Source organism: Allopontixanthobacter sediminis (assembly GCF_009828115.1).
Taxonomy (GTDB): domain Bacteria; phylum Pseudomonadota; class Alphaproteobacteria; order Sphingomonadales; family Sphingomonadaceae; genus Allopontixanthobacter; species Allopontixanthobacter sediminis.
Window position 1 is genome coordinate 419513 of sequence record NZ_WTYL01000001.1, and the last position, 24740, is coordinate 444252.

Annotated in this window: 34 protein-coding genes; 33 read left to right on the forward strand and 1 reads right to left on the reverse strand. The window is 59.9% G+C overall.

Features of this window, described 5'->3' with window-relative positions:
- Positions 1 to 161 precede the first annotated feature (161 nt).
- Genes GRI65_RS02215 through GRI65_RS02225 form a run of 3 tightly spaced genes read left to right on the forward strand, consistent with a single transcriptional unit; the run spans position 162 to position 3390 of the window.
- Positions 162 to 2069, forward strand: a complete 1908-nt coding sequence (locus GRI65_RS02215) for a TadE/TadG family type IV pilus assembly protein (RefSeq protein ID WP_160754892.1) — start codon at positions 162 to 164, stop codon at positions 2067 to 2069.
- 8 nt (positions 2070 to 2077) lie between these two features.
- Positions 2078 to 2677 carry a TadE/TadG family type IV pilus assembly protein gene (locus GRI65_RS02220; protein ID WP_160754893.1) on the forward strand — a complete coding sequence of 200 codons (600 nt, stop codon included), beginning with the start codon at positions 2078 to 2080 and terminating at the stop codon, positions 2675 to 2677.
- Positions 2677 to 3390, forward strand: coding sequence for a TadE/TadG family type IV pilus assembly protein (locus tag GRI65_RS02225; protein WP_232843891.1), 714 nt, complete (start codon positions 2677 to 2679; stop codon positions 3388 to 3390). Before GRI65_RS02220 ends, GRI65_RS02225 begins: the two co-directional genes overlap by 1 nt.
- A gap of 12 nt (positions 3391 to 3402) precedes the next feature.
- On the opposite strand, the gene GRI65_RS02230 is transcribed toward GRI65_RS02225, so the two are convergent.
- On the reverse strand, positions 3403 to 3741 hold the full coding sequence (locus GRI65_RS02230) for a hypothetical protein (RefSeq protein WP_160754894.1): 339 nt from the start codon (positions 3739 to 3741) through the stop codon (positions 3403 to 3405).
- A 284-nt stretch (positions 3742 to 4025) separates the two neighbouring features.
- On the opposite strand from GRI65_RS02230, the gene GRI65_RS02235 reads away from it, so the two are divergent.
- From GRI65_RS02235 to gdhA, 30 genes are all read left to right on the forward strand, one after another.
- Entirely contained in the window at positions 4026 to 4415 is a 390-nt protein-coding gene (locus tag GRI65_RS02235) for a hypothetical protein (protein WP_160754895.1), read from the forward strand.
- A gap of 521 nt (positions 4416 to 4936) precedes the next feature.
- Positions 4937 to 5308 (forward strand): 30S ribosomal protein S12, encoded by a 372-nt coding sequence (gene rpsL / locus GRI65_RS02240; RefSeq protein WP_054118152.1) that lies wholly within the window; start codon positions 4937 to 4939, stop codon positions 5306 to 5308.
- A gap of 72 nt (positions 5309 to 5380) precedes the next feature.
- Positions 5381 to 5851 carry a 30S ribosomal protein S7 gene (rpsG, locus tag GRI65_RS02245; RefSeq protein WP_160754896.1) on the forward strand — a complete coding sequence of 157 codons (471 nt, stop codon included), beginning with the start codon at positions 5381 to 5383 and terminating at the stop codon, positions 5849 to 5851.
- Positions 5852 to 5983: 132 nt separating this feature from the next.
- Complete coding sequence (gene fusA / locus GRI65_RS02250) at positions 5984 to 8077, forward strand: elongation factor G (RefSeq protein WP_160754897.1); 2094 nt, start codon at positions 5984 to 5986, stop codon at positions 8075 to 8077.
- A 92-nt stretch (positions 8078 to 8169) separates the two neighbouring features.
- Entirely contained in the window at positions 8170 to 9360 is a 1191-nt protein-coding gene (gene tuf / locus GRI65_RS02255) for an elongation factor Tu (protein WP_160754898.1), read from the forward strand.
- Positions 9361 to 9548: 188 nt separating this feature from the next.
- Positions 9549 to 9860 carry a 30S ribosomal protein S10 gene (rpsJ, locus tag GRI65_RS02260; RefSeq protein ID WP_160754899.1) on the forward strand — a complete coding sequence of 104 codons (312 nt, stop codon included), beginning with the start codon at positions 9549 to 9551 and terminating at the stop codon, positions 9858 to 9860.
- A 280-nt stretch (positions 9861 to 10140) separates the two neighbouring features.
- Complete coding sequence (gene rplC / locus GRI65_RS02265; protein WP_160754900.1) at positions 10141 to 10920, forward strand: 50S ribosomal protein L3; 780 nt, start codon at positions 10141 to 10143, stop codon at positions 10918 to 10920.
- A gap of 3 nt (positions 10921 to 10923) precedes the next feature.
- The gene (gene rplD / locus GRI65_RS02270; protein WP_160754901.1) at positions 10924 to 11559 is read left to right on the forward strand and encodes a 50S ribosomal protein L4; all 636 of its coding nucleotides are present in this window, start codon (positions 10924 to 10926) and stop codon (positions 11557 to 11559) included.
- Complete coding sequence (locus GRI65_RS02275) at positions 11552 to 11863, forward strand: 50S ribosomal protein L23 (RefSeq protein WP_160754902.1); 312 nt, start codon at positions 11552 to 11554, stop codon at positions 11861 to 11863. The genes rplD and GRI65_RS02275 overlap by 8 nt, the downstream gene beginning before the upstream one ends.
- An 11-nt stretch (positions 11864 to 11874) precedes the next feature.
- Positions 11875 to 12711, forward strand: a complete 837-nt coding sequence (gene rplB, locus GRI65_RS02280; protein WP_160754903.1) for a 50S ribosomal protein L2 — start codon at positions 11875 to 11877, stop codon at positions 12709 to 12711.
- 5 nt (positions 12712 to 12716) lie between these two features.
- Complete coding sequence (gene rpsS, locus GRI65_RS02285; protein ID WP_160754904.1) at positions 12717 to 12992, forward strand: 30S ribosomal protein S19; 276 nt, start codon at positions 12717 to 12719, stop codon at positions 12990 to 12992.
- On the forward strand, positions 12992 to 13375 hold the full coding sequence (rplV, locus tag GRI65_RS02290; RefSeq protein ID WP_160754905.1) for a 50S ribosomal protein L22: 384 nt from the start codon (positions 12992 to 12994) through the stop codon (positions 13373 to 13375). Before rpsS ends, rplV begins: the two co-directional genes overlap by 1 nt.
- A 3-nt stretch (positions 13376 to 13378) precedes the next feature.
- Positions 13379 to 14074, forward strand: coding sequence for a 30S ribosomal protein S3 (rpsC, locus tag GRI65_RS02295; RefSeq protein ID WP_160754906.1), 696 nt, complete (start codon positions 13379 to 13381; stop codon positions 14072 to 14074).
- Positions 14075 to 14102: 28 nt separating this feature from the next.
- Positions 14103 to 14534, forward strand: a complete 432-nt coding sequence (gene rplP / locus GRI65_RS02300) for a 50S ribosomal protein L16 (RefSeq protein ID WP_160754907.1) — start codon at positions 14103 to 14105, stop codon at positions 14532 to 14534.
- 2 nt (positions 14535 to 14536) lie between these two features.
- Complete coding sequence (rpmC, locus tag GRI65_RS02305; protein ID WP_160754908.1) at positions 14537 to 14752, forward strand: 50S ribosomal protein L29; 216 nt, start codon at positions 14537 to 14539, stop codon at positions 14750 to 14752.
- 10 nt (positions 14753 to 14762) lie between these two features.
- A complete protein-coding gene (gene rpsQ / locus GRI65_RS02310) occupies positions 14763 to 15062 on the forward strand; it encodes a 30S ribosomal protein S17 (protein ID WP_160754909.1) in 300 nt (99 codons plus the stop codon).
- 64 nt (positions 15063 to 15126) lie between these two features.
- A complete protein-coding gene (rplN, locus tag GRI65_RS02315; protein ID WP_160754910.1) occupies positions 15127 to 15495 on the forward strand; it encodes a 50S ribosomal protein L14 in 369 nt (122 codons plus the stop codon).
- Positions 15495 to 15815 carry a 50S ribosomal protein L24 gene (gene rplX, locus GRI65_RS02320; protein WP_160754911.1) on the forward strand — a complete coding sequence of 107 codons (321 nt, stop codon included), beginning with the start codon at positions 15495 to 15497 and terminating at the stop codon, positions 15813 to 15815. Before rplN ends, rplX begins: the two co-directional genes overlap by 1 nt.
- Positions 15808 to 16389, forward strand: coding sequence for a 50S ribosomal protein L5 (gene rplE / locus GRI65_RS02325; RefSeq protein ID WP_160754912.1), 582 nt, complete (start codon positions 15808 to 15810; stop codon positions 16387 to 16389). The genes rplX and rplE overlap by 8 nt, the downstream gene beginning before the upstream one ends.
- A 28-nt stretch (positions 16390 to 16417) precedes the next feature.
- The gene (gene rpsN / locus GRI65_RS02330) at positions 16418 to 16723 is read left to right on the forward strand and encodes a 30S ribosomal protein S14 (protein WP_160754913.1); all 306 of its coding nucleotides are present in this window, start codon (positions 16418 to 16420) and stop codon (positions 16721 to 16723) included.
- A gap of 10 nt (positions 16724 to 16733) precedes the next feature.
- Positions 16734 to 17129, forward strand: a complete 396-nt coding sequence (gene rpsH, locus GRI65_RS02335) for a 30S ribosomal protein S8 (protein ID WP_160754914.1) — start codon at positions 16734 to 16736, stop codon at positions 17127 to 17129.
- Positions 17129 to 17662: a 50S ribosomal protein L6 gene (rplF, locus tag GRI65_RS02340; protein ID WP_160754915.1), complete on the forward strand. Its 534-nt coding sequence runs from the start codon at positions 17129 to 17131 to the stop codon at positions 17660 to 17662. The genes rpsH and rplF overlap by 1 nt, the downstream gene beginning before the upstream one ends.
- Before the next feature lies 1 nt (position 17663).
- Positions 17664 to 18008, forward strand: coding sequence for a 50S ribosomal protein L18 (gene rplR / locus GRI65_RS02345; protein WP_160754916.1), 345 nt, complete (start codon positions 17664 to 17666; stop codon positions 18006 to 18008).
- The gene (rpsE, locus tag GRI65_RS02350; RefSeq protein WP_408609028.1) at positions 18008 to 18946 is read left to right on the forward strand and encodes a 30S ribosomal protein S5; all 939 of its coding nucleotides are present in this window, start codon (positions 18008 to 18010) and stop codon (positions 18944 to 18946) included. The genes rplR and rpsE overlap by 1 nt, the downstream gene beginning before the upstream one ends.
- A gap of 5 nt (positions 18947 to 18951) precedes the next feature.
- A complete protein-coding gene (gene rpmD / locus GRI65_RS02355; RefSeq protein WP_160754917.1) occupies positions 18952 to 19152 on the forward strand; it encodes a 50S ribosomal protein L30 in 201 nt (66 codons plus the stop codon).
- A gap of 134 nt (positions 19153 to 19286) precedes the next feature.
- Positions 19287 to 19820 (forward strand): 50S ribosomal protein L15, encoded by a 534-nt coding sequence (gene rplO, locus GRI65_RS02360; protein ID WP_160754918.1) that lies wholly within the window; start codon positions 19287 to 19289, stop codon positions 19818 to 19820.
- 200 nt (positions 19821 to 20020) lie between these two features.
- Complete coding sequence (secY, locus tag GRI65_RS02365; RefSeq protein ID WP_160754919.1) at positions 20021 to 21385, forward strand: preprotein translocase subunit SecY; 1365 nt, start codon at positions 20021 to 20023, stop codon at positions 21383 to 21385.
- A 34-nt stretch (positions 21386 to 21419) separates the two neighbouring features.
- Positions 21420 to 22064 carry an adenylate kinase gene (locus GRI65_RS02370; RefSeq protein WP_160754920.1) on the forward strand — a complete coding sequence of 215 codons (645 nt, stop codon included), beginning with the start codon at positions 21420 to 21422 and terminating at the stop codon, positions 22062 to 22064.
- A 140-nt stretch (positions 22065 to 22204) separates the two neighbouring features.
- Complete coding sequence (locus GRI65_RS02375; RefSeq protein ID WP_160754921.1) at positions 22205 to 22936, forward strand: SRPBCC family protein; 732 nt, start codon at positions 22205 to 22207, stop codon at positions 22934 to 22936.
- A 183-nt stretch (positions 22937 to 23119) separates the two neighbouring features.
- The gene (gdhA, locus tag GRI65_RS02380; protein WP_160754922.1) at positions 23120 to 24475 is read left to right on the forward strand and encodes an NADP-specific glutamate dehydrogenase; all 1356 of its coding nucleotides are present in this window, start codon (positions 23120 to 23122) and stop codon (positions 24473 to 24475) included.
- Positions 24476 to 24740 lie beyond the last annotated feature (265 nt).

The window sequence follows — 24740 nt, forward strand, 5'->3', positions numbered from 1 at the left end:
CAGTTACCCCGCTCCGCCCGCTTTCGCGCGGACCGTTGCCATGCGCCCGTTCCGGAGCGGCCACCCCTTAGGGAATCGTTAATTTCTGCATCATACAGGGGAAGCACCAAGAATTCTTACCTGCCGGAATGGTCATTCCTTCCGGCGAATGGGGACACATGATGGCAAACGACAAAAAGAGCGGGTCAACGTTCTTCGGCAGGCTCCTCCGTGATACCCGGGCCAATACCCTGGCGATCGGCGCTGCCGCGGTTGTTCCGCTGGTGGCGATGATCGGCGGCGGCGTCGACATGAGCCGGGCCTATCTCGTCAAGACCCAGCTTCAGCAGGCGTGCGACGCCGCGACGCTGGCCGCACGCAAGAAACTATCGGGCAACAAGGTGACGAACGGAGTAATTCCGTCCGATATCGAGGAGATTGCCGACAATTTTTTCAACGCTAACTTCGCGGAAGGCACTTACGGCACGCAGGCCCGCAGCTTCACCCTAACCGCAGGTACGGAAACCCGCATGGACGGCGAAGCTGCGGTAAACGTGCCGACTACGCTGATGCAGGTGTTCAATTTCGAGAGTATTCCGCTGTCGGTGGAATGCAGCGCGGAACTGAACTTGCCGAACATCGACGTAATGCTGGTGCTCGATAATTCCGGGTCTATGGCCGGGACGCCGATCGCGGAGCTAAAGGAAGCGGTCCTGTCCTTTTACGATGAAATCATGGCGGTGAAGCCGGCTGGCGCTCGTGTCAGGTTTGGGATCGTACCTTACAACGCCAGCGTCAATGTAGGAGCCCTGCTGTACGCCAAGAACCCTGATTTCCTAGTCAGCAATCGGGAATACCAGTCGCGTGAGTCAAATTTCGAGTTGGTCAACAACAATGACGGGATTGATGTAGGAGATATCCTCCACGAGGGATCGTTCCGCGGGCCGGTTCCACAGAACCCGAACGATTTACAACCTAAGAACAACGTAAACTATCGTTGGGACAGGCGGATTGGCGATCCCGAAGACGACTGTAACGATTATGATGGCACTTATGTTATCGGCGATTACACCTACATCACATCTAATGACGATTGGTATCCCAGTTATTATGGTAGTGGGAATAGCAATCAACGAGGAGCGTGTTTATTAAACGTGACTTACCGCAAATATGCGACGGCTGCGGACGCGAAGCCCGATACATATAAGAACGTTTTTAAGAACTATACCTATCGCCCTAGAGACATCGACACGTCTGTTTTTAAGACCTTCGCAAGCGCAACCGCATATGGGGTAGGCGATAAGGGCGCGAACATCACCAGCACCTGGAACGGCTGCATCGAGGAACGCGCCACGGTTTGGGATGATACATTCTATCCGATTCCAGACGAGGCGCTCGATCTGGATATTGACCTCGTCCCCGATCCGGCGGATCCGGATACGCAATGGCGTCCGCAATGGCGGCAGATAACCTTTGACCGTGACCTCGCTAGGCACTGGACGACCACGACCGATCGCAATTCGATGGGCTACAATTGCCCGAACGCTTCGATGAAATTGACCGAGTTTCCGCTCAGCGGCGGTTCCCGCAACTCCACGTTCGAGACCTATGTCAACAATCTGGGTGCATCCGGTAATACGATGCATACCATCGGGATGATCTGGGGGGCACGGCTGTTGTCAGAGACCGGCATTTTTGGTGACGAAAACTCGACTGCTCCGAATGGCGATCCGATCGTCCGGCATCTCATTTTCATGACTGATGGCGCGATGGTCGTGAACGCAGACATCCAGACAGCCTATGGCGCACCTGACATGGATGGCCGTTTTGGTGGCTTCGCACCTGATGGCACTTGGTCCCAGGCCCAGCTGAGCAATGCCCACGAAACCCGGCTCGATGCGATATGCGCGCGGATCAAGAACCAGAACACCACGGTGTGGACGGTATCCTTCCGCCTGGATCTGAGTGACCGGATCAGGGATTGTGCATCAGGCGCCCAGCGCGCGTTCGAGGCGGAAGATTCCGATGCCTTGACCGACGCGTTCCGCAAGATCGCCAGTTCGATCGCCGAACTGCGGCTGGTGAATTGAGGCCGGTGATGATCAGATCACTCCTCGGATCGCGGCTCGCAAGGGATACCAGCGGGGTCACCGTGATCGAGTTCGCAATCGTCGGGCCGGTGCTGGTGCTGATGATCATGGGCATGTTCGACCTGGGTCACCAGCTTTACGTGAATTCGGTCATGCAGGGGTCGCTGCAGCAGGCTTCGCGCAGCTCGACGCTGGAGACAGGGGCGTCGCAGACGTCCACCATCGATGCGAAGCTGACCAAACGGCTCAAGGATATCAGCCCCGGCGGCACGGTGGTGATCACCCGGAAGAACTACCAGAACTTCACCGATATCACCCTGCCCGAGGAGTGGACCGACACGGACGCCGACGGCGAGTGCAACAACGGCGAGCCGTTCCAGGACATCAATTTCAACGGCGGCTGGGATGCTGACCGGGGCCGCGACGGCGCTGGCGGCGCGCGCGATGCGGTGCTGCTGACCGCGGTGATAACCTATGACCGCCTGTTCCCCATGGCCGGACTGCTGGGGTTCGATGAAGAGGTCTCGGTCTCGGGCACGACCGTGCTGCGGAACCAGCCCTATAATGAACAGGCTGACCGGACGCCTGTCGTCGGGAATTGCGTCTGATGGCCTGCAAACCGCAAATCATGGGAAATCCGATCGGACGTGCGCGACGCGCCGCGGCGCAGGCCCTGCGCGATCCCTCGGCAGTCGCGATGGTCGAGTTCGCCTTCGTGGCGCCGATCCTCCTGCTGCTCGGCATGGCGGGCATGGAGCTCGCCAATTTCGCCATCGTCAAGTTGCGTTTGGGGCAGGCCGCGGTGCACATCGCCGATAACGTGTCCCGCGTTGGCGACCGGGACATCCTCGCCGCGCAGAGAATCTTCGAATCCGACCTCAACGACCTGTTTATTGGGGTGAACCTGCAGGCGGGCGACAAGCTCGACATCTACGAACACGGCCGGATCATCGTCAGCAGCTTGGAACGCAACGCCGACGGCGGCCAGTGGATCGCCTGGCAGCGTTGCAAGGGCAAGAAGAACTTCGTGAGCGAGTACGGCGACGCCGGCACCGGCGCATCCGGCACCGGGTTTCCGGGCATGGGAAGGTCCGGTGAGGAAGTTACCGCAGAGGCCGGCACCGCCGTGATGTTCGTCGAGATCAGCTACACCTACCAGCCGCTGGTGGTAAACGGTTTCACCCGCCGATTCATCGAACCTTTCGAGATGAGCGCGTCGGCCGCCTACAACGTCCGCAACAGCCGCGACCTGACGGGCATTTTCCAGACGAACCCGGCCAGCCCGGTTTCCGATTGCGACACGTACGACGCGATTCCGTAACCCGGCGAGCCCTCAGTCAAAGAACTGCCCCGCCGCTATCTTGCGTGCGATCATCAAATCCAGCTTGGCGTTGATCGAGGCGATGATCTCGTCCTCGTTCGCGGCGAATTCGCCATAGGCCTCGGCGAGGATTTCCTTCTTCAACGTTTCGTACATAGTGTTGCCGGGTTTGAGGTTGCCCCCGTCGCGCAAACCGGCGGGATAACGCGCGCTGCGGCGCTGGCGCGGCAGGAACATCACCAGTGCCTCATTATGCTGGCGCCACGTGGCGATGATCTCGCCACGCGAGACGAGCGGACGCTCCTGGCCCTCGATCGCGCGGGCGAGCGCGCAATTTTCCAGCCGCGCCACCCCCAGATCCACCGTCGCCTGCTACACTGTCGCAAATTCTTCCGCGCCGGGCCGGTGGCGCAATTTGTAGAGCGCCTAAGCGACTTACCGATATGAAGCGAAATTCGCGCGTGATTAAGAAGCTTCCAGTCCATAATGCGGCGTCGGCCTATCCCTGAGGCCGCAATTTTCGTGATCATGCACTTAAGCATCCGGAAATTATTGACACACTTAGAGTCGACTTTCAAAATTTCTTTCCGAGCTTTGATATGCTTTCAGTCATGAGGTTTTTGCAAGATCAGCCAGTGCTGAAAGTAGAAATGAATGCTCGGGACGCACTGTTTGTTTCCCAGATCGTAACGCGAAATGGGGTGCTTACTATTGGAGCGCCCACTTCACCATTCTTGACCAATGCGATGATGTACACATTCGATCGCGCAATGGCGGAGTTCTATCATGTGAATGAACTGGTTTTCACTCGATTTGTTTCATCTCGGACCTATGGGAAGCTCGACGAAGCTTTCGCTGTCATTGGAGTTGCAGCGAACGAATTTCCGCATGCAAAGCTAGCGATCAACCGTTCAAAACGCGTTATCTATCCCGAAGATTTCATCGAGAAGTTAGAGGATTTGTCATCACTCCTACGAAGAAAATTTCGCTTGGAAGGGCGCGGAAAGGGGAGATCAAGGCGTTAGTTCACCAGTTTAAGACTGGAAAGCTCGAAATTGATCGACTAGAATATCTTAACGGTCTGATCTCATTCAGTTCGAACTCTGATCCGCGCTTCTTCCAATCGCTGATACTGAAATACGGGCGGGGAACTGTTGGCCAGCTTGTTGGGGTTCTGTATTCACCCGCCCCCCCCACTTGACCCCCCGGGCGAATCCAACTAAAGGCGCCCCATCCGAAGCGGGAGCCTCCTCACCGAGTACCCGCGGAAGGACAGATAGAGCTGAACATTGCCGGTTATGTTCCGGGGGCCTTTCGCGCAATCGAACAGGCCCTTCTCTGTTGGAAGGGGTGGTGACATCCCTCTCTCGGGGCAGCCGTCAAAGTAACCCGGTGTTTCACCGGGTGGAGTGTTTTCAGGCTCGTATAACGCGCGGCTCCCCCATCAGCGGGCGGCCGGCGATCCCGGTGTTTGCGGGATGGCGGCGTTTGCGGACGTAATCACACTTCACCGCGGTAACGCCACGTAACAGGTGAAGAGTACTTCATGCCGACAATTAACCAGCTGGTCCGCAAGGGCCGCGTTCCGCAGAAGGCCAAGTCCAAGGTCCCTGCAATGGAACAGAACCCGCAGAAGCGCGGCGTTTGCACGCGCGTCTATACCACGACGCCGAAGAAGCCGAACTCGGCGCTTCGCAAGGTTGCCAAGGTCCGCCTGACCAACCAGCGCGAAGTGATTTCCTACATCCCCGGCGAGGGCCACAATCTTCAGGAACACAGTGTTGTCCTGATCCGTGGCGGCCGTGTGCGCGACCTTCCCGGTGTGCGTTACCACGTGCTGCGCGGCGTGCTCGATACGCAGGGTGTCAAGGATCGCCGCAAGAGCCGCTCCAAGTACGGCGCCAAGCGTCCGAAATAACTGGCTCAGTAAGGTTTTACGGCTGGCGCGCAGTTCATCCTGCCGCGCCGCCTGACTAGAAGGAAGTATCCGATGTCACGTCGTCGTCGTCCCGAAAAACGGGTCATTCTGCCCGATCCCAAGTTTGGTGATCAGATCCTGTCGAAATTCATGAACAACCTCATGTATGACGGCAAGAAATCCACTGCCGAGAGCATTGTCTACGGCGCGCTCGCCACGGTCGAGGCCAAGGCCAAGTCCGATCCGATCCAGATGTTCCATGATGCGCTGAACAACATCAAGCCGCAGGTGGAAGTCCGCAGCCGCCGCGTCGGTGGTGCCACGTACCAGGTCCCGGTCGAGGTTCGCCCCGAGCGTGCCCAGGCGCTGGCGATCCGCTGGCTCATTTCTTCCGCTCGCGGTCGTCCCGAAACCACAATGTCGGCACGTCTGTCGGGTGAGTTGATGGATGCGGCGAACAACCGCGGCAACGCGGTGAAGAAGCGCGAAGATGCGCACCGGATGGCTGACGCCAACCGTGCATTCTCGCACTACCGCTGGTAATAAGCTGGTCCGAGTCTGTCCGGCTGCGCTCGTCACAGCCGGCCGGGCGACTTTAACCGGTCACAATAGTAACCATATGGGGGAGGGATCGCATCGGGCGATCCCCTCTCTATAGCACCACAGGAATTATCCATGGCCCGCGAATACCCGCTGGAACGCTACCGCAACATTGGCATCATGGCGCATATCGACGCCGGAAAGACCACGACGACGGAGCGGATCCTCTATTACACCGGCAAATCCTACAAGATCGGCGAAGTGCATGACGGCGCGGCGACGATGGACTGGATGGAGCAGGAGCAGGAGCGCGGGATCACGATTACCTCCGCAGCGACCACCACGTTCTGGGCCAACGAAGACGGCAAGGGCGAAAAGCACCGGATCAACATCATCGACACCCCCGGGCACGTCGACTTCACCATCGAAGTCGAACGTTCGCTCCGCGTGCTCGACGGCGCGGTTGCCGTGTTCGACGGCGTTGCCGGCGTCGAGCCGCAGTCCGAGACCGTGTGGCGCCAGGCCGACAAATACAAAGTGCCGCGGATGTGCTTCATCAACAAGCTCGACCGTACGGGTGCCGATTTCTATTATTGCGTCCAGTCGATCATCGATCGCCTGGGTGCGAAGCCGCTCGTCCTGTATCTTCCCATCGGGATCGAAGGCGGCCTCAAGGGTCTCGTCGACCTGGTCAACAACCGCGGCATCATCTGGAAAGACGAAAGCCTCGGCGCGGAATTCGAATATGTCGATATTCCGGAAGACATGGCTGACAAGGCTGCGGAATACCGCGACGCCCTGATCGAAACCGCTGTCGAACTCGACGACGAAGTGATGGAAGCCTATTTCGAAGGCAACATGCCCGATGCGGCGACCCTGAAGCGGCTGATCCGCAAGGGAACGCTCGACCAGGTGTTCGTGCCGATCGTGTGTGGTTCCGCCTTCAAGAACAAGGGCGTTCAGCCACTCCTCGATGCGGTGGTAGATTACCTGCCGAGCCCGCTCGACGTTCCTGCAATCAAGGGCATCCTGCCTGACACCGACCAGGAAGAAACCCGGGCGACGTCCGACGAAGCTCCGTTCTCCGCGCTGGCGTTCAAGATCATGAACGACCCGTTCGTGGGCTCGCTGACCTTCACCCGCATTTACTCGGGCCACCTGGTCAAGGGCGGCGTGCTGAACTCGGTCAAGGACAAGAAGGAAAAGATCGGCCGCATGCTGCTGATGCATTCCAACAACCGTGAAGACATCGATGAAGCGTTCGCTGGCGACATCGTAGCGATCGCCGGCCTGAAGGATACCACCACGGGTGATACCCTGTGCGATCCGGCCAAGCCGATCATTCTCGAACGGATGGAATTCCCCGAGCCGGTGATCGAACTGTCGGTGGAACCCAAGACCAAGGCTGACCAGGAAAAGATGGGCGTCGCGCTCAATCGTCTGTCGGCGGAGGATCCTTCGTTCCGCGTTTCGACCGATCACGAATCCGGCCAGACCATCATCAAGGGCATGGGCGAGCTTCACCTCGACATCCTGGTCGACCGCATGAAACGTGAATTCAAGGTCGAAGCCAACGTTGGTGCGCCGCAGGTGGCGTATCGCGAATCGCTGGGCCGTGAAATCGAAGTCGATTACACCCACAAGAAACAGTCCGGTGGTTCGGGCCAGTTCGCCCGTGCGAAAGCGGTCTTCATTCCTGGCGAACGCGGCCAGGGCATCGTGTTCGAAGATTCCATCAAGGGCGGCAATATTCCCCGTGAATATATTCCGTCGCTGGAAAAGGGCATGCGCGAACAGGCAGCCAGTGGCTATCTGATCGGCTTCCCGATCATCGATTTCACCGTCCGCCTGACAGACGGCGCCTACCATGATGTCGACTCCTCGACGGTGGCGTTCGAAATCTGCGGCCGCGGTGCGATGCGTGAAGCAGCGGAACGCGGCGGCATCAAGCTGCTCGAGCCGGTGATGAAGGTCGAAGTCGTTACGCCGGAAGATTACCTCGGTGACGTTATCGGCGATCTCAACTCCCGTCGTGGCCAGATCCAGGGCACCGACACCCGCGGTAACGCCCAGGCCGTCGAAGCCCTGGTACCGTTGGCCAACATGTTCGGTTACGTGAACGAGCTCCGTTCGTTCAGTCAGGGCCGGGCAAATTACTCGATGCAGTTCTCTCATTACGAGGAAGTGCCCGCGAGTGTCGCACAAGAGGTCAAGGAGAAGCTTGCCTAACTGCAAGCTACCGTCTAGTGGCGGCGCCTGATTCAGCGGGTGCCGTCCAATTCCCGCAATCAATTAGTTCATATGAGTAGAGGTTAGAGACAATGGCGAAAGCTAAGTTTGAGCGGAACAAACCGCATTGCAACATCGGCACCATCGGTCACGTCGACCACGGCAAGACCACGCTGACTGCGGCGATCACGAAGGTGATGGCTGAAATCCATGGCGGCGCAGCCGTCGATTTCGCCAACATCGACAAGGCTCCCGAAGAGCGCGAGCGCGGTATCACGATTTCGACCGCACACGTCGAGTACGAAACCGCCGCGCGCCATTACGCGCACGTCGATTGCCCGGGTCACGCCGACTATGTGAAGAACATGATCACCGGTGCTGCCCAGATGGACGGCGCGATTCTGGTGGTGAACGCAGCTGACGGTCCGATGCCGCAGACCCGCGAGCACATCCTGCTTGCGCGCCAGGTTGGCGTGCCGGCACTGGTTGTCTACCTTAACAAGGTTGACCAGGTCGACGATGAGGAAATTCTCGAGCTCGTCGAAATGGAAGTTCGCGAACTGCTTTCGAAGTATGATTTCGACGGCGACAACATTCCCATCGTCAAGGGTTCGGCTCTGGCCGCACTCGAAGGCCGCGATGACGCCATCGGCAAGGAATCCATCATTGCCCTGATGGAAGCTGTCGACGAAGCTATCCCGCAACCCGATCGTCCGATCGACAAGCCGTTCCTGATGCCGATCGAAGACGTGTTCTCGATCTCGGGTCGTGGTACGGTTGTGACCGGCCGCGTTGAAACCGGCATCGTCAATGTTGGCGACGAAGTCGAAATCGTCGGCATCAAGGACACCGGCAAGACGGTTGTCACCGGCGTCGAAATGTTCCGCAAGCTGCTCGACCGCGGCGAAGCCGGCGACAATATCGGTGCCCTGGTTCGCGGCGTAGGCCGTGACGATGTCGAGCGTGGCCAGGTCCTGGCGAAGCCCGGCACCGTGAACCCGCACACTGACTTCAACGCCGAAGTTTACGTCCTGTCGAAGGACGAGGGCGGCCGTCACACGCCGTTCTTTGCGAACTATCGTCCGCAGTTCTACTTCCGCACCACCGACGTGACCGGTGAAGTGATCCTCCCCGAGGGCACCGAAATGGTCATGCCGGGCGACAACGTGACGATCGGCGTAAAGCTGATTGCTCCGATTGCCATGGACGAAGGTCTTCGTTTCGCAATCCGTGAAGGCGGCCGTACGGTCGGTTCAGGGGTTGTCAGCAAGATCACTAAGTAATATAGGCGCTGGACCAGCCGGGGAGCCCGATTAATTCGGGTGATTCGGCTGGTCAGTTTTCGCTGTTAATCCGGGGGCCGCCCCTTCCCATGACCTTCCGTGAAGGCTTGGTGAGGCGGGGCGGTCTCTTATTTTTTGAAACACTCCGGACGGGGTGTTTCTTGGCTCTTTCGCATCGGTAGTAGGTAATGGAAGCTCAGAATATCCGCATTCGCCTCAAGGCGTTCGATCACCGCGTGCTCGATCAGGCAACCGGCGAAATTGCGGATACCGCACGCCGCACCGGCGCGCTCATTCGTGGCCCCATTCCGCTGCCGACGCATATTGAAAAGTTCACCGTGAACCGCGGCCCGCACATCGACAAGAAGTCGCGCGAGCAGTTCGAGGTACGGACTTTCAAGCGGCTGCTCGACATCGTGCAGCCCAACGCCCAGACGGTCGATGCGCTGATGAAGCTCGATCTCGCCGCTGGCGTGAACGTGGAAATCAAGCTGGCTTGATTTTCTGGTCCCGGCGCAGGTCGGGGTCCAAGTCCTCTCGGTCGGACGTTAAACGATCGGGAAAGTTTTGACCGGCTCGTCCGGTCATCTGCCCCGGCCTCGGCCGGGGGTGAAGACAAATGGGATACCTCCGGCTTTTGCCGGGCAAGCGTCCCCCGTCTCGTCTCCCCAGGCCATACCGGCCGAACGGAGGCACTCAGCCCGGACGGGGTGACGCATTACAATCTGGGTTGGCAAGCATCCGGAATGGTCCGGATGCCTCTGTTTTAGGAGATTGGTGATGCGCACAGGCGTGATCGCTAAAAAAGTCGGGATGACCCGCCTCTTCCAGGAGGATGGCCGCCATGTGCCGGTCACAGTCCTCGCATTGGAAGAATGCCAAGTTGTATCGCACCGTACTGCCGAACGTGATGGCTATTTCGCGCTTCAGGTAGGTTCGGGCGAAGCAAAGCAGAAGAACGTGGCCAAGCCGCAGCGTGAACATTTCGCCAAGGCGGAAGTCGGGCTGAAGCGCAAGGTTGCTGAATTCCGTCTTGAAAGTGAAGAAGGTTTCCTGCCGGTCGGTTCGACCATCAGTGCAGACCACTTCATTGCCGGCCAGAAGGTCGACATCACGGGCCACACGCAGGGCAAGGGCTTCGCCGGCGCCATGAAGCGTTGGGGCTTCGGGGGTCTTCGGGCTACCCACGGTGTGTCGCTGTCCCACCGTTCGCACGGTTCGACGGGTAACCGCCAGGATCCGGGCCGCGTGTTCAAGGGCAAGAAGATGGCCGGTCACATGGGTGATCGCCAGCGCACCCAGCAGAACCTCGAAATCGTGCGCACCGACGCCGACCGCGGCCTGCTGTTCGTGAAGGGCTCTGTCCCTGGTTCGAAGAATGGCTGGCTGGTCGTTCGCGATTCCGTGAAGCTGAAGCTGCCCGAGGGCGTTCCGTTCCCCGGCGCGATCATCGACACCAAGGCTCCCAAGGCCGAGGCCGCCCAAGAAACTCCCGTAGCAGTCGAAACCGAAACCGCAGAAACCGCGGCTCCGGAATCCGACACGAACAAGGAGGGCTGATCCGTGAAGGTGAAGGTCCAGAAAATCGACGGCGCCAAGGTTACCGGGGCATCCGGCGACATCGAGCTCAACGATACCGTTTTCGGTGTCGAGCCGCGCGCCGATATCCTGCACCGCGTCGTGACGTGGCAGCTCGAAAACCGTCGCGGCACCGCCCGCGGCGCCCGCGAGCGGTCCGACGTGGCGCGTACTGGCAAGAAGTTTGGCAAGCAGAAGGGTGGCGGCGTTGCCCGTCACGGTGACCGCGCAGCTCCGATTTTCATCGGCGGCGGCAAGGCTCACGGCCCGCGTGTTCGCGACTTCAACCCGTCGCTCAACAAGAAGATCCGCGCGCTCGGCCTGAAGATGGCCTTGTCGAGCAAGGCCAAGGACGGCCTCGTAATTGTCGACAGCCTCGAGCTGAAAGACAACAAGACCAAGCTCCTCGCGGAAATCTTCGGCAAAGCCGGTTATGCCGGTAAAGTGCTGGTGATCGACGGCGAAGGCGTGAACGAAACGTTCAAGCTGGCGGCGAGCAACATTCCGAACGTCAATGTGATGCCGGCCATGGGCGCCAACGTCTATGACATCCTGAAACACGACACGCTGATCCTGACCAAGGACGCTGTCGCCAAGCTGGAGGCGCGCTTCAATGGCTAAGAAGCAGGAAGTGGCTGCACGTCATTACGACGTCATCCTGTCACCCCACATTACCGAGAAGTCGACGCTGCTTTCCGAATTCGGCGCAGTTGTCTTCAAGGTTTCGAACGACGCGACCAAGCCGCAGATCAAGGAAGCCGTCGAGGCTCTCTTCGATCGCAAGGTCAAGAGCGTCAACACGGTTGTCCAGAAGGGCAAGACGAAACGCTGGAAGGGTCGTCCCTACAAGCGTTCCGATTTCAAAAAAGCGGTTGTGACGCTGGTTGACGGGCAAGACCCGATCGACGTCACCGGCGCGATCTGAGGGCAGGACAGATGGCACTCAAGAATTACAAACCGACCAGCCCCGCACGTCGCGGCCTGATCCTCGTTGACAAGTCCGCCCTGTGGAAGGGCAAGCCGGTCAAGTCGCTTACCGAAGGCAAGCGCAAGACTGGTGGCCGCAACAACAAGGGCCATGTCACTTCGCGCGGTATCGCCGGTGGTCACAAGCAGAAGTATCGCTTCATCGATTTCAAGCGCCGCAAGTGGGATATGCCCGCTACGGTCGAGCGGATCGAATACGATCCCAACCGCACTGCGTTCATTGCGCTGGTGAAGTATGAAGACGGCGAACTGAACTACATCATCGCACCGCAGCGGCTTGCCGAAGGCGATGTGATCGTAGCTGGCGAAAAAACCGATACGAAGCCTGGCAACGCGATGTTGCTGGCGCAAATGCCGGTCGGCACGATCTGCCACAACGTGGAAATGAAGCCGGGCAAGGGTGGGCAGATCGCCCGTTCCGCCGGGACTTATGTCCAACTCGTTGGCCGTGACCGCGGAATGGTTATCGTCCGTCTGAATTCCGGCGAACAGCGCTATGTCCGCGGTGATTGCATGGGCACGGTTGGTGCGGTTTCGAACCCCGACAACTCGAACCAGAATTTCGCCAAGGCTGGTCGCACCCGCTGGAAGGGCCGCCGTCCGCTTACTCGCGGTGTGGCCAAGAACCCGGTCGATCACCCGCATGGTGGTGGTGAAGGCCGGACCTCTGGTGGTCGTCATCCGGTTACTCCGTGGGGCAAGCCGACCAAGGGTGCCCGTACCCGTAGCAACAAGCAGACGGATAAGATGATCATCCGTTCGCGTCACGCCAAGAAGAAGAGGTAACCCCGATGGCTCGTTCCGTCTGGAAAGGTCCGTTCGTCGACCTCCACCTGCTGAAAAAAGCAGAAGCCGCACAGGATTCCGGTGCCCGTGGCGCGATCAAGACCTGGTCACGTCGCTCCACCGTCCTGCCGCAATTCGTTGGCCTGACGTTCAGCGTCTACAATGGTCACAAGTTCATTCCGGTGTCCGTCAACGAGGACATGGTCGGTCACAAGCTTGGTGAATTTGCGCCCACGCGCACCTTCCCCGGCCACGCTGCCGACAAGAAGGGCAAACGCTAATGGGTAAGGCAAAATCCCCCCGCCGCGTCGCCGATAACGAGGCGCTGGCAGTTGGCAACACGATCAAGGGTTCGCCGCAGAAGCTCAACTTGGTTGCTGCGCTGATCCGCGGCCGCAAGGTCGAAGAAGCGCTGAACATCCTGGCGTTCTCCAAGCGGGCCATGGCGCGTGATGCGTCCAAGGTGCTGGCTTCTGCCATCGCCAACGCGGAGAACAATCACGATCTCGATGTGGACTCGCTCGTCGTTGCGGAAGCAAGCGTCGGCAAGTCGATCACGATGAAGCGCTTCCACACCCGTGGTCGCGGCAAGTCGACCCGGATCCTGAAACCGTTCAGCCGGCTGCGCATCGTCGTCCGCGAGCACGAAGAAGAGGAAGCGTAAGCCATGGGTCATAAAAGTAATCCGATCGGCCTGCGTCTGCAGATCAACCGCACCTGGGACAGCCGCTGGTACGCCGAAGGGCGCAACTATGCGCAGCTGCTCAAGGAAGACATCGAAATCCGCAAGTACATCGTGGACACGTTGCCGCAGGCAGCGATTTCCAAGGTTGTGATCGAACGTCCGGCCAAGCTGTGCCGGGTATCGATCTACGCTGCGCGGCCCGGTGTCATCATCGGCAAGAAGGGCGCCGACATCGAGAAGCTTCGCTCGAAGCTCGCCACGATGACGGACAGCGACGTCAAGCTCAACATCGTCGAAATCCGCAAGCCGGAAGTCGATGCCAAGCTCGTTGCTCAGGGTATTGCCGATCAGCTGATCCGCCGTATCGCGTTCCGCCGTGCGATGAAGCGCGCCATGCAGTCCGCCATGCGTCTGGGTGCCGAAGGCATCAAGATCCAGTGTGGCGGTCGTCTCGGCGGTGCCGAAATCGCCCGTGTCGAACAGTACCGCGAAGGCCGCGTTCCGCTGCACACGCTGCGGGCCAATGTCGACTACGCCGAAGCCGAAGCGCTGACTGCCTATGGCATCATCGGTATCAAGGTCTGGGTCTTCAAGGGCGAGATCCTGGCGCACGATCCGACGGCACAGGACCGGTTGATGATGGAAGCACAGACCTCCGGCGTAAGGCCCGCCCGCTAAGGCGGCGCGTAGAGATTAGGTAAGAGCAATGCTACAACCCAAGAAACCGAAATTTCGCAAGACCTTCAAGGGTCGGATCAAGGGCGATGCGAAGGGCGGCACCACGCTGAACTTCGGGTCTTACGGTCTAAAGGCGCTTGAGCCTGAGCGGATTACCGCACGCCAGATCGAAGCGGCCCGCCGCGCGATCACCCGTCACATCAAGCGTCAGGGACGTTTGTGGATCCGCATCTTCCCGGACGTTCCGGTGTCGAAGAAGCCCGCCGAAGTCCGTCAGGGCAAGGGCAAGGGTTCGGTCGAATATTGGGCAGCCCGGGTGAAACCAGGCCGCATCATTTTCGAACTGGACGGCGTTCCCGGCCCCTTGGCTGCCGTCGCTTTCGAGCGCGCCGCCATGAAGCTGCCGATCAAGACCAAGGTTGTTGCCCGTCTCGGCGACACCACGCATCTGGAGGGTTGAAGATGAGCAAGATCGAAGACCTGCGCACCAAGAGCGACGACCAGCTGGACAGCCAGCTGACCGAACTCAAGCGCGAACAATTCAATCTGCGTTTCCAGTCCGCCACCAGCCAGCTCGAACGGCCGGCACGGATCAAGGAAGTGCGCCGCGCGATCGCGCAGATCAAGACGCTGCAAACCGAACGCCAGAGCGCTTCGGCCTCAGCGACAGCGAAGTAAGGACAGGGCGATGCCGAAACGTATCCTGGTCGGAACCATTACCTCCGACAAGATGGACAAATCCGTGACCGTTCTGGTCGAACGCAAGGTGAAGCACCCGCTTTACGGGAAGATCATCCGGCGTTCGAAGAAGTATCACGCGCATGACGAGAACAACACGCACAAGATGGGTGAAACCGTCCGGATCGAAGAGACCAAGCCGATCTCCAAGACCAAGACGTGGCGTGTTCTCGACACGGTGCAGGCCAGCAAGGGCGTTGCCGTCGAAGCCGATATCGACGTCGAAGCAGCCGCGGGCAGCACGACCTGATTTTGAGTATTTTTTGGAACTGCAGGACTGGTTCCTGCAAGCCGGGTAAGAAGGAACCGCATCGATGATTCAGATGCAATCAAATCTAGAGGTCGCTGACAACAGCGGCGCGAAGCGCGTCCAGTGCATCAAGGTACTGGGCGGCTCCAAGCGCCGGACTGCCAGCGTCGGTGACGTGATTGTCGTTTCCATCAAGGAAGCGCAGCCACGGGCCAAGGTCAAGAAGGGTGACGTTCACCGCGCGGTGATCGTTCGTACCCGCAAGGAAGTCCGCCGGGCCGACGGCAGCGTGATCCGTTTCGACGGCAACGCTGCGGTTCTGGTCAACAAGAACGAGGAGCCGATCGGCACCCGTATCTTTGGCCCCGTGGTCCGCGAATTGCGTGGCCGCGGTTTCATGAAGATCATCAGTCTCGCGCCGGAGGTGCTGTAATGGCCGCCGCTAAAATCAAGAAGGGCGACAACGTCGTCGTGCTCTCGGGCAAGGACAAGGGCCAGACCGGCACCGTCCAGAAGGTCATGCCGAAAGAAGGCAAGGTCGTCGTCCAGGGCGTGAATATCGCTGCCCGTCACCGCAAGCCGAGCCAGGAAAACCCGCAAGGCGGTATCGATCGCTTCGAAGCGCCGATGCACCTGTGCAAGGTTGCCGTGGCCGATCCCAAGGATGGCAAGCCGACCCGCGTCCGCTTTGAAGAGCGTGATGGCAAGAAGGTCCGGGTTGCCGTCAAGTCTGGAGAGACAATCGATGGCTAACTCCACTGCCCCCCGTATGAAGCAGCGCTATGACGATGAAATCGTCAAGGCGATGACGGAAAAGTTCGGTTACACGAACCGTCTTCAGGTTCCGCGGCTCGACAAGATCACACTCAACATGGGTGTGGGCGAAGCGAGCCAGGACAAGAAAAAAGTCCAGACCGCTGCCGAAGAAATGGCCCTGATTGCCGGTCAGAAGCCGGTTATCACCAAGGCCAAGAAGTCGATCGCCCAGTTCAAGCTGCGCGAAGGCATGCCGATCGGTTGCAAGGTTACCCTGCGCCGCGAACGCATGTATGAATTCGTCGACCGTCTGGTGACGATCGCGATGCCGCGTATTCGCGACTTTCGTGGTCTGAACCCGAAGAGCTTCGATGGCCGCGGCAACTATGCCATGGGCCTGAAGGAGCAGATCATCTTTCCCGAAATTTCCTACGACCAGATCGAAAAGGTCCGCGGGATGGATATCATTGTCACCACCACGGCGAACACCGACGAAGAGGCGAAGGAATTGCTCCGTCTTTTCGGTTTCCCGTACCCGGCTGAAGAAGCCGAAGAACAGCAGGCCGCATGAGCGGTAAGAAGAAGAGAGCTTAAGTCCAATGGCGAAACTGAGTTCCATCAACAAGAACGAGCGTCGCAAGAAGCTCGTCAAGAAGTATGCGGCGAAATACGCCAAGCTGAAGGCTGTGGCCGACGACCAGTCCCTCGACGAGGGCGAGCGTCTGATGGCCCGTCTCAAGCTGGCGGAAATTCCGCGCAACGCGAATCCCACGCGTGTGCGTAACCGTTGCACCACCACCGGCCGCCCACGCGGCTATTACCGCAAGTTCGGCCTCAACCGCATTGAACTGCGCAATCTCGCCAACAAGGGGCTTATCCCCGGCGTGACCAAGTCGAGCTGGTAAGGATTAGCAGATGGCTATGACCGATCCCCTGGGTGATATGCTCACCCGCATTCGTAACGGACAGCAGGCGAAGAAGGATTCCGTCCTTTCGCCAGCTTCCAAGCTGCGTGCAAATGTTCTCGAAGTCCTCCAGCGCGAAGGCTACATCCGTGGCTATTCCGAAGACGCCACGGGCAAGCACCCGGCGCTGCGGATCGAACTGAAGTATTTCGAAGGCGAACCTGCTATCAAGCATGTTGCGCGCGTCTCCAAGCCTGGCCGCCGGGTCTATTCCGGCAGCCAGGAACTGCCGGTGGTCCGCAACGGTCTCGGCATCACCATCGTCTCGACGCCGAAGGGTGTGCTTTCCGACGCGGAAGCACGCACCGAGAACGTCGGCGGCGAAGTGCTGGCGGAGGTATTCTGATGAGCCGCATCGGTAAGAAAGCAGTGGCGATGCCAAGCGGCGTCTCGGCGAATATCGAAAACGGTACGCTCAGCGTGAAGGGCCCCAAGGGCACTCTCTCGATGGGTCTGCTGGACGACATCGAATACAAGGTTGAAGAAGGCGAGATCACCGTCAAGCCGGCCAACGCATCCACGCGCGCACGTTCCTTCTGGGGAATGCAGCGTACGCTGGTCGCCAACCTGGTTGACGGAGTTACCGACGGTTTCACGAAGATCCTCGATATCAACGGCGTCGGATACCGTGCGCAGGCGCAGGGCAAGAACCTGAAGCTGCAACTCGGCTTCAGCCACGATGTCGATATCGTGGTGCCCGAAGGCATCGAAGTTAAGACACCTGATCAGACTACGGTCGAAATCAGCGGGAATGACAAACAGGCAGTCGGTCAGTTCGCTGCCGAAGTCCGCCAGTGGCGCAAGCCCGAGCCCTACAAGGGCAAGGGTATCAAGTACCGCGGCGAATACGTCTTCCGCAAGGAAGGGAAGAAGAAGTAAGATGGCCAAGCTCTCATTGTTCGAACGCCGTCGCCGCCGTGTGCGGTCCGCCCTGCGGGCCCGTGCCGGTGACCGTGCGCGCCTTTCGGTGCACCGCACCGGACGTCACATCTACGCCCAGATCATCGACGACAAGGATGGCCGTACGCTCGCTGCTGCATCCACTCTTGGCACAGACGTTTCCGGCGCCAATGTCGACGCTGCCGGCAAGGTGGGCAAGGATATTGCCGCCGCTGCCAAGAAGGCTGGCGTCACCACCGTCGTATTCGATCGCGGTGGCTTCCTCTACCATGGCCGCGTCAAGGCGCTGGCCGACGCCGCGCGCGAAGGCGGTCTGGAGTTCTGATTATGGCTGACGACAAGAAAACTGACGTAACACCCGCAGCAACTCCCGAAGCGACGGTCGAAGAAACCAAGGTCCAGCCCGAAACCGAAGCAGCGCCTGCTGCCGAAGCTCCGGTCGAAGCCAAGGAAGAAGCGGCTCCTGCTGCCGACGCGCCTGCGGAACCTGTGATCGACAACGCCGGCTCCACGCCGACGCCGACGATGGCAAGCACCGAAGCGGCGGACAACCAGTCCGCAGCCGGTGGCGCTCCTTCGCAGCCGCGTAGCGGCCGTGGCGGCGGTAACAACCGTGGTGGCGGACATGGCGGTCAAGGCGGCGGCCAGGGCGGCAACCGTGATGGCGGCCGCGGTGGACGTGGCGGCCGTGATGGCAATCGCCGCGGCGGACGTGACGATCAGCCGGATGACGGCCTGGTTGAAAAGCTGGTGCACATCAACCGCGTCTCCAAGACGGTCAAGGGCGGTAAGCGCTTCGGCTTTGCGGCTCTGGTCGTAGTCGGAGATGGCGCTGGCCGCGTCGGCTTCGGCAAGGGCAAGGCACGCGAAGTGCCGGAAGCCATCACCAAGGCAACCGCTGCAGCGAAGAAGAAGATGATCCGCGTTTCCCTGAAGGAAGGGCGCACGCTTCACCATGACGGTCGCGGCCGTTTCGGCGCTGGCAAGGTTGCCGTTCGTTCGGCACCTGCCGGTACCGGCATTATCGCCGGTGGCCCGATGCGCGCCGTGTTCGAAAGCCTTGGTGTTGCCGACGTGGTGACCAAGTCGATCGGAACGTCGAACCCCTACAACATGATCCGCGCCACGTTTGATGCGCTGGTAAACCAGACTTCGCCGAAGTCGGTCGCCCAGCGCCGCGGCAAGAAGGTCGCCGACCTGCTTGGTCGTGGCGGCGCCAGCGATGCAGAGGCGCAAGCCGAAGCCGCTGCGGTTACGGAGTAAGACTGATGGCTGACACCAAGAAGACCACTGGCAAGACGATCACCCTGAAGCAGATCGGTTCGCCGATCCGCCGGCCCAAGATCCAGCGCCAGATGCTGATCGGCCTCGGGCTGAACAAGATGCACAAGGTCGTGACACTTCAGGATACCGCCGAAGTCCGCGGCACGATCGCTAAACTGCCCCACATGGTGCAGATCGTCGATTGAGCCAGCCGAAATGATTTCGGCGCATTGACTTGAGGCGGCCCGGGCATGTACCGGGCCGCTTCCACATTCACCGCAGGGGCAGTTCGGCCCTTCCGGTAATTCAGCGCGAAAAAAGCGAAAGCGAGTGCAAAACCATGAAACTTAATGAAATCCGCGATAATGATGGTGCCCGTAAGTCACGCATGCGCGTGGGCCGGGGTATCGGTTCGGGCAAGGGCAAGACCTCCGGCCGCGGCCAGAAGGGCCAGAAGAGCCGTTCCGGCGTTGCCGTAAAGGGCTTCGAAGGCGGCCAGATGCCGCTCCACATGCGCCTGCCGAAGCGTGGCTTCAACAACCCGTTCGGCAAGGATTTTGCCGAAGTGAACCTGGGCATGATCCAGAAGTTCATCGATGCGGGCAAGCTCGATGCCGGCAAGCTCGTCGATCACGCAGCGCTGAAGGCCGCTGGTCTCGGTCGCGGCGGCAAGAACGGCGTGCGGCTGCTGGCCAAGGGCGAACTGACCACCAAGAAGGTCCAGTTCTCCGTCGCCGGCGCTTCCAAGGGCGCGGTTGCCGCGGTTGAAAAGGCTGGCGGATCGGTCGAAGTGACCTTGCCGACCAACCTGGAAGTCAAGGCGAAGAAGGCCGAAGCGACTGCCAAGCGTCTCGAGAAGAAGAACAAGAAGTAAGAAATCGCTGTCCCGGCCATGGCCGGGGCTGCCGAAACGGGCGCAATGCCTGTGGACAGCAGCCCCGGAAATGGCCGGGATGTTGGTTTTTGCAGGTGCAGGGTTCGACATTCGGGCAACGGCACCTTATGTGACCATCGAAGGCCGGATCATCCGGTGCCCGATTAACGGCTAACACACGTCAAGGCTCACACAAGAACATGGCATCACGCGCCGATAATATTGCGAGCAACCTAAGTCTCGCCAATTTCTCGAAAGCCACCGAGCTCAAGAAGCGTATCTGGTTCACCATTGGTGCGCTTATCGTTTTCCGCTTTCTCAGCTTCGTGCCGCTGCCAGGGGTCAACCCGCTGGTGCTGGAAACGCTGTATGACCAGACGCGGGGCGGGATCCTCGACCTGTTCAACACCTTCTCCGGCGGCAGTCTGGAGCGGATGAGCCTGATCGCGCTTGGCGTGATGCCCTATATTACCGCATCGATCGTGGTGCAGATGGCGTCCTCGCTTCATCCAGCTCTCGCGGCGCTGAAGAAGGAAGGCCAGACAGGCCGCCAGAAGCTCAACCAATATACCCGCTACGGAACCGTGTTCCTGTGCGCGATCCAGGGCTGGTTCCTGGCCGCCGGACTTGAAGCCTACGGCGCCCAGAGCGGCCTGCAGGCGGTGGTCCAGACCGGATATATGTTCCGCATCGGCGCTGTCATCAGCCTTGTTGGCGGGACGATGTTCCTGCTGTGGCTGGGCGAGCAGATCACCAGCCGCGGGATCGGCAACGGCGTTTCGCTGATCATCATGGCGGGTATTGTCGCCCAGTTCCCGACCTTCGTGACCAATCTGTTCGAAGGCGGCCGGACCGGCTCGATTGGCCCGGCAGTGATCATCGGCTTCATCGCCATGGTCGTGATCCTGATCCTGTTCATCTGCTTCATGGAGCGGGCGCAGCGGCGGTTGCTGATCCAGTATCCCAAGCGTGCCAGCGCCCAGGGCATGATGCAGGCCGACCGGAGCCATTTGCCGCTCAAGATCAACACCGCCGGCGTTATCCCGCCAATCTTCGCCAGTTCGCTGCTGCTGCTGCCGCTGACGATTACCCAGTTTGCCGGGGCTTCGGTCAGCACCGACAGCACCGGCGGGGCAATCCTCCAGTCGACGCTGCAATACCTGCAGCACGGCCAGCCGCTGTATATGGCGCTGTACGCGGCGGGCATCATCTTCTTCTGCTTCTTCTACACCGCAGTGGTGTTCAATCCCGAAGAAACCGCGGAAAATTTGAAAAAGAATGGCGGGTTCATTCCCGGCATCCGTCCGGGCAACCGCACCGCCGAATATCTTGATTACGTGCTGACCCGGATCACCGTTGTCGGGGCGGCCTACCTGACGCTGGTATGCGTCATTCCAGAATACGTGATCGCGCAGACCGGCATTCCGCTGTTCCTTGGCGGGACCAGCTTGTTGATTGTGGTTAACGTCACGGTCGATACGATCAGCCAGGTGCAGTCACACCTGCTTGCCCACCAATACGGCGACCTGATCAAGAAAGCGAAATTGAAGGGCCGCAATCGCTGATGCGAGGCGGTTCCGGATCGAGGGGGCTTCTGCCGTGAATATTATCCTGTTGGGACCCCCGGGTGCCGGTAAAGGCACCCAGGCTTCGCGCCTGGTCGATCAATATGGAATGCGGCAGCTATCCACTGGCGACATGCTGCGCGAAGCGGTCAAGGCTGGCACCCGGGTCGGTCTTGAGGCCAAGGCCGTGATGGACCGCGGAGAGCTGGTTTCCGATGAAATCGTGTCCGCGCTGATTGACGACGAACTCTCGCAGATGGGCCCTGACACCGGGGCGATCTTCGACGGCTATCCCCGGACCAAGCAGCAGGCCCGCTCGCTGGAAGAAATCCTCGCCCGCCACGGCCGCTCGCTCGACCATGTGATCGAACTGGAAGTGAACGAAGACGCGCTGGTGGACCGGATCACCGGACGTTTCACTTGTGCCAATTGCGGTGCCGGTTATCACGACCGCCACAAGCTGCCCAAGATCGAGGGTGTATGCGACAAATGCGGCAGCACCGAATTCAAGCGCCGTCCGGACGATAACGAAGAAACCGTTCGCATGCGGATGAAGGAATACCGCGCCAAGACCGCGCCCGTACTCCCCGTCTATGAAGAGCGCGGCATCGTGAGCCGGGTTGACGGTATGGCCAGCATCGACACGGTGACCGCTGCGCTCGACGCGATCCTCACTTAAGCTGCGAACAAGTCCCCGCGGACATGGGGGGACTCCCGGGATTTTGCGGCCGGGTATTTCGCCGGATCATCGCTTGGACTTTGCTTTCCGCCGTGGAATAACTCGGCGCGAACGGAATGCTTGTCCAAAGGTGCCACGCGATGTTGAAATCGACCACTGCCATGATTGCTGCCTGTGCGGCGCTGTATCTAACCTCCGGCCATGCTTCGGCCGAAGTAATCAAGGAAGGAGACGGCGGCTTCGTCACTCGCGATGCGGCGGTCGTGAAAGCGGCTCCGTTCGACGCGTGGCAAGCGCTGATCACTCCTTCGAAATGGTGGAACAGCAGCCATACATGGTCGGCCGACGCGGAAAATCTTTACATCAGTCCGCAAGGTGGCGGATGTTTCTGCGAATTGCTTCCGGTGCCCAAAGGTGCGCCCGAAACCATTCGCCGGGGCAGCGCGCAGCACATGGTGGTCGTGCTCGCCGATCCCGGGCGGGTGCTGAGGATGCGCGGCGGCCTCGGTCCATTGCAAAGCGAGCCAGTGCAGGGCGTCCTCACGATCACCCTGACGCCTTCCGACAAAGGCACGGTGATCGTTTTTGAATATGTCGTCGGCGGCTACATGCGCTTCGAAACACCCGAGATTGCCAAAGCGGTGGACGGCGTGATGAGCCAGCAACTGGCCGGGCTTGCCAAACTTCTCGGACCGGTGACGGCAGCCTCGGCCAAGGGCAAGGCAGCCAAACCCGCGGATGATCCGGCGCCAGACGGAAGTGACGAAGCGGAGCCCGGTGACGAACCGCGTGTGGGCGCGTCCGATGCCAAGCCCGCGCCGAAGAAACCAAGCACAGTCGACGAAGCGTTCGGTCCGATGGGCGACGAATAGCCCATCCGCGGTCCCGTCCCAGCCAGTAAACCCCGGCAGCGCCATTGCACGGCAGGAATTCACCGCTAGAGTGCCGCACGACAGACAGGGGGCCGGTCCGGACAGGACGGGACAACCCCGGGGGCTTGGTCGCGGATCATTACTGGCAGGCATGATGTCCGCCAGCACTCAGGAGGGGCGATCGTGGCAATTACAGATCATGTAGATTTCGAGACTTTCATGGACGGCGTGAAGCGCCGCAACCCGCATCAGCCGGAGTTTACCCAGGCCGTGCAGGAAGTGGCGCAAGACATCTTCGAGTTCATGGAGGACAAGGAAGAATACCACTCGCAGCAAATCCTCCGCCGGATCGCGGAGCCGGACCGGGTGGTGAGTTTCCGGGTGTGCTGGGAAGATGATGAGGGCCATATCCGGGTCCAGCGGGGCTGGCGCGTCCAGAACAACAACGCGATCGGTCCCTACAAGGGCGGAATCCGCTTTCATCCCAGCGTGACCGAAAGCGTGCTGAAATTCCTCGCCTTCGAACAGACCTTCAAGAATGCGCTGACAGGCCTGCCGATGGGCGGCGGGAAGGGCGGCTCGAACTTCAACCCCAAGGGCAAATCCGACCGCGAGGTCATGCGATTCTGCCAGAGCTTCATGACCGAACTCTACCGTCATATCGGCGCGGATGTCGATGTTCCGGCCGGCGACATCGGGGTCGGCGGGCGCGAGATCGGGTACATGTTCGGGCAGTACAAGCGGATCACCAACCAGTTCACCGGGGTCCTGACCGGCAAGGGCATGGAATATGGCGGATCGATGATCCGACCCGAAGCGACCGGGTACGGCGCGGTCTACTTCCTTCAGGAAATGCTCAAGCACCGCGGCGACGAGGTGAAGGGCAAGACGGCGGTCATTTCCGGATCCGGTAACGTCGCGACGCACGCCGCGGAAAAGATTACCCAGCTCGGCGGCAAGGTCGTGACCATGTCCGATTCTGGCGGCTTCATCCATGATCCCGACGGCATCGATCAGGACAAGATCAACTGGATCAAGGCGCACAAGACTCACCGGCGCGGGCGGATCAGCGAGTATGCGGACGAATTCAAGGGTTCGACTTTCCATGAAGGCAAGCGCCCTTGGCATGTCGAATGCGACCTCGCGCTGCCCTGCGCTACGCAGAACGAACTCGACGCCGATGAAGCGAGGGCGCTGGTTGCCAATGGCTGCATCGCGGTGTCGGAAGGCGCCAACATGCCGTCCACTCTCGAGGCGACTCATGTGTTCAAGGATGCAAAGATCATGTTCGCCCCGGGCAAGGCGGCGAATGCGGGCGGCGTGGCGGTTTCCGGCCTTGAGATGAGCCAGAATTCGGAGCGTCGTTCGTGGAAGGAAGAGGAACTTCAGCAGATGCTCCTCGACATCATGCAGGGCATCCATCGCCGCTGCATTTCCTATGGCGACCAGGGCAACGGCTATGTCGATTACGTGAAGGGGGCGAACATCGCCGGCTTCAAGAAGGTGGCCGACGCGATGCTGGCATTCGGCGTAGTCTGAAAACGGGGCAGGGCGTGCCGGGAAGTTGGGGTTTGCACCGGACCTTGGAAAGGGTTACAACCTTTCCAGCCGGCCCTTGAATTCGGCGGCACGCCCCCTACTTTGCGGGGCGTAGGCGTGTTTGCGCGCTTACCGGTTGACGCGCTGCGAGAATCATCTTAAGCGCGGTCCTCATTCGAGGATTACGGTATCCGAAGGCGAGAATCGTCCGGCAGGCGCTAGCCATTGAGCACGCCAACCGGGCTTTTGCCGTTTCAATGCTTTG

What these genes read in the sequence shown, in the direction of transcription:
- GRI65_RS02225 (WP_232843891.1), top strand. Translation starts at nt 2,677, where the DNA reads ATGGCCTGCAAACCGCAAATCATGGGAAATCCGATCGGACGTGCGCGA.
- rplR (WP_160754916.1), top strand. Translation starts at nt 17,664, where the DNA reads ATGGCCAAGCTCTCATTGTTCGAACGCCGTCGCCGCCGTGTGCGGTCC.
- rpsC (WP_160754906.1), top strand. Translation starts at nt 13,379, where the DNA reads ATGGGTCATAAAAGTAATCCGATCGGCCTGCGTCTGCAGATCAACCGC.
- rpsL (WP_054118152.1), top strand. Translation starts at nt 4,937, where the DNA reads ATGCCGACAATTAACCAGCTGGTCCGCAAGGGCCGCGTTCCGCAGAAG.
- rpsJ (WP_160754899.1), top strand. Translation starts at nt 9,549, where the DNA reads ATGGAAGCTCAGAATATCCGCATTCGCCTCAAGGCGTTCGATCACCGC.
- rplE (WP_160754912.1), top strand. Translation starts at nt 15,808, where the DNA reads ATGGCTAACTCCACTGCCCCCCGTATGAAGCAGCGCTATGACGATGAA.
- rpsG (WP_160754896.1), top strand. Translation starts at nt 5,381, where the DNA reads ATGTCACGTCGTCGTCGTCCCGAAAAACGGGTCATTCTGCCCGATCCC.
- rplC (WP_160754900.1), top strand. Translation starts at nt 10,141, where the DNA reads ATGCGCACAGGCGTGATCGCTAAAAAAGTCGGGATGACCCGCCTCTTC.
- GRI65_RS02375 (WP_160754921.1), top strand. Translation starts at nt 22,205, where the DNA reads ATGTTGAAATCGACCACTGCCATGATTGCTGCCTGTGCGGCGCTGTAT.
- rplO (WP_160754918.1), top strand. Translation starts at nt 19,287, where the DNA reads ATGAAACTTAATGAAATCCGCGATAATGATGGTGCCCGTAAGTCACGC.
- GRI65_RS02275 (WP_160754902.1), top strand. Translation starts at nt 11,552, where the DNA reads ATGGCTAAGAAGCAGGAAGTGGCTGCACGTCATTACGACGTCATCCTG.
- rplP (WP_160754907.1), top strand. Translation starts at nt 14,103, where the DNA reads ATGCTACAACCCAAGAAACCGAAATTTCGCAAGACCTTCAAGGGTCGG.
- GRI65_RS02215 (WP_160754892.1), top strand. Translation starts at nt 162, where the DNA reads ATGGCAAACGACAAAAAGAGCGGGTCAACGTTCTTCGGCAGGCTCCTC.
- rpsN (WP_160754913.1), top strand. Translation starts at nt 16,418, where the DNA reads ATGGCGAAACTGAGTTCCATCAACAAGAACGAGCGTCGCAAGAAGCTC.
- GRI65_RS02220 (WP_160754893.1), top strand. Translation starts at nt 2,078, where the DNA reads ATGATCAGATCACTCCTCGGATCGCGGCTCGCAAGGGATACCAGCGGG.
- rplF (WP_160754915.1), top strand. Translation starts at nt 17,129, where the DNA reads ATGAGCCGCATCGGTAAGAAAGCAGTGGCGATGCCAAGCGGCGTCTCG.
- rpsQ (WP_160754909.1), top strand. Translation starts at nt 14,763, where the DNA reads ATGCCGAAACGTATCCTGGTCGGAACCATTACCTCCGACAAGATGGAC.
- rplV (WP_160754905.1), top strand. Translation starts at nt 12,992, where the DNA reads ATGGGTAAGGCAAAATCCCCCCGCCGCGTCGCCGATAACGAGGCGCTG.
- secY (WP_160754919.1), top strand. Translation starts at nt 20,021, where the DNA reads ATGGCATCACGCGCCGATAATATTGCGAGCAACCTAAGTCTCGCCAAT.
- rpmD (WP_160754917.1), top strand. Translation starts at nt 18,952, where the DNA reads ATGGCTGACACCAAGAAGACCACTGGCAAGACGATCACCCTGAAGCAG.
- rplN (WP_160754910.1), top strand. Translation starts at nt 15,127, where the DNA reads ATGATTCAGATGCAATCAAATCTAGAGGTCGCTGACAACAGCGGCGCG.
- rpsH (WP_160754914.1), top strand. Translation starts at nt 16,734, where the DNA reads ATGGCTATGACCGATCCCCTGGGTGATATGCTCACCCGCATTCGTAAC.
- tuf (WP_160754898.1), top strand. Translation starts at nt 8,170, where the DNA reads ATGGCGAAAGCTAAGTTTGAGCGGAACAAACCGCATTGCAACATCGGC.
- rplB (WP_160754903.1), top strand. Translation starts at nt 11,875, where the DNA reads ATGGCACTCAAGAATTACAAACCGACCAGCCCCGCACGTCGCGGCCTG.
- rplX (WP_160754911.1), top strand. Translation starts at nt 15,495, where the DNA reads ATGGCCGCCGCTAAAATCAAGAAGGGCGACAACGTCGTCGTGCTCTCG.
- fusA (WP_160754897.1), top strand. Translation starts at nt 5,984, where the DNA reads ATGGCCCGCGAATACCCGCTGGAACGCTACCGCAACATTGGCATCATG.
- rpsS (WP_160754904.1), top strand. Translation starts at nt 12,717, where the DNA reads ATGGCTCGTTCCGTCTGGAAAGGTCCGTTCGTCGACCTCCACCTGCTG.
- rpmC (WP_160754908.1), top strand. Translation starts at nt 14,537, where the DNA reads ATGAGCAAGATCGAAGACCTGCGCACCAAGAGCGACGACCAGCTGGAC.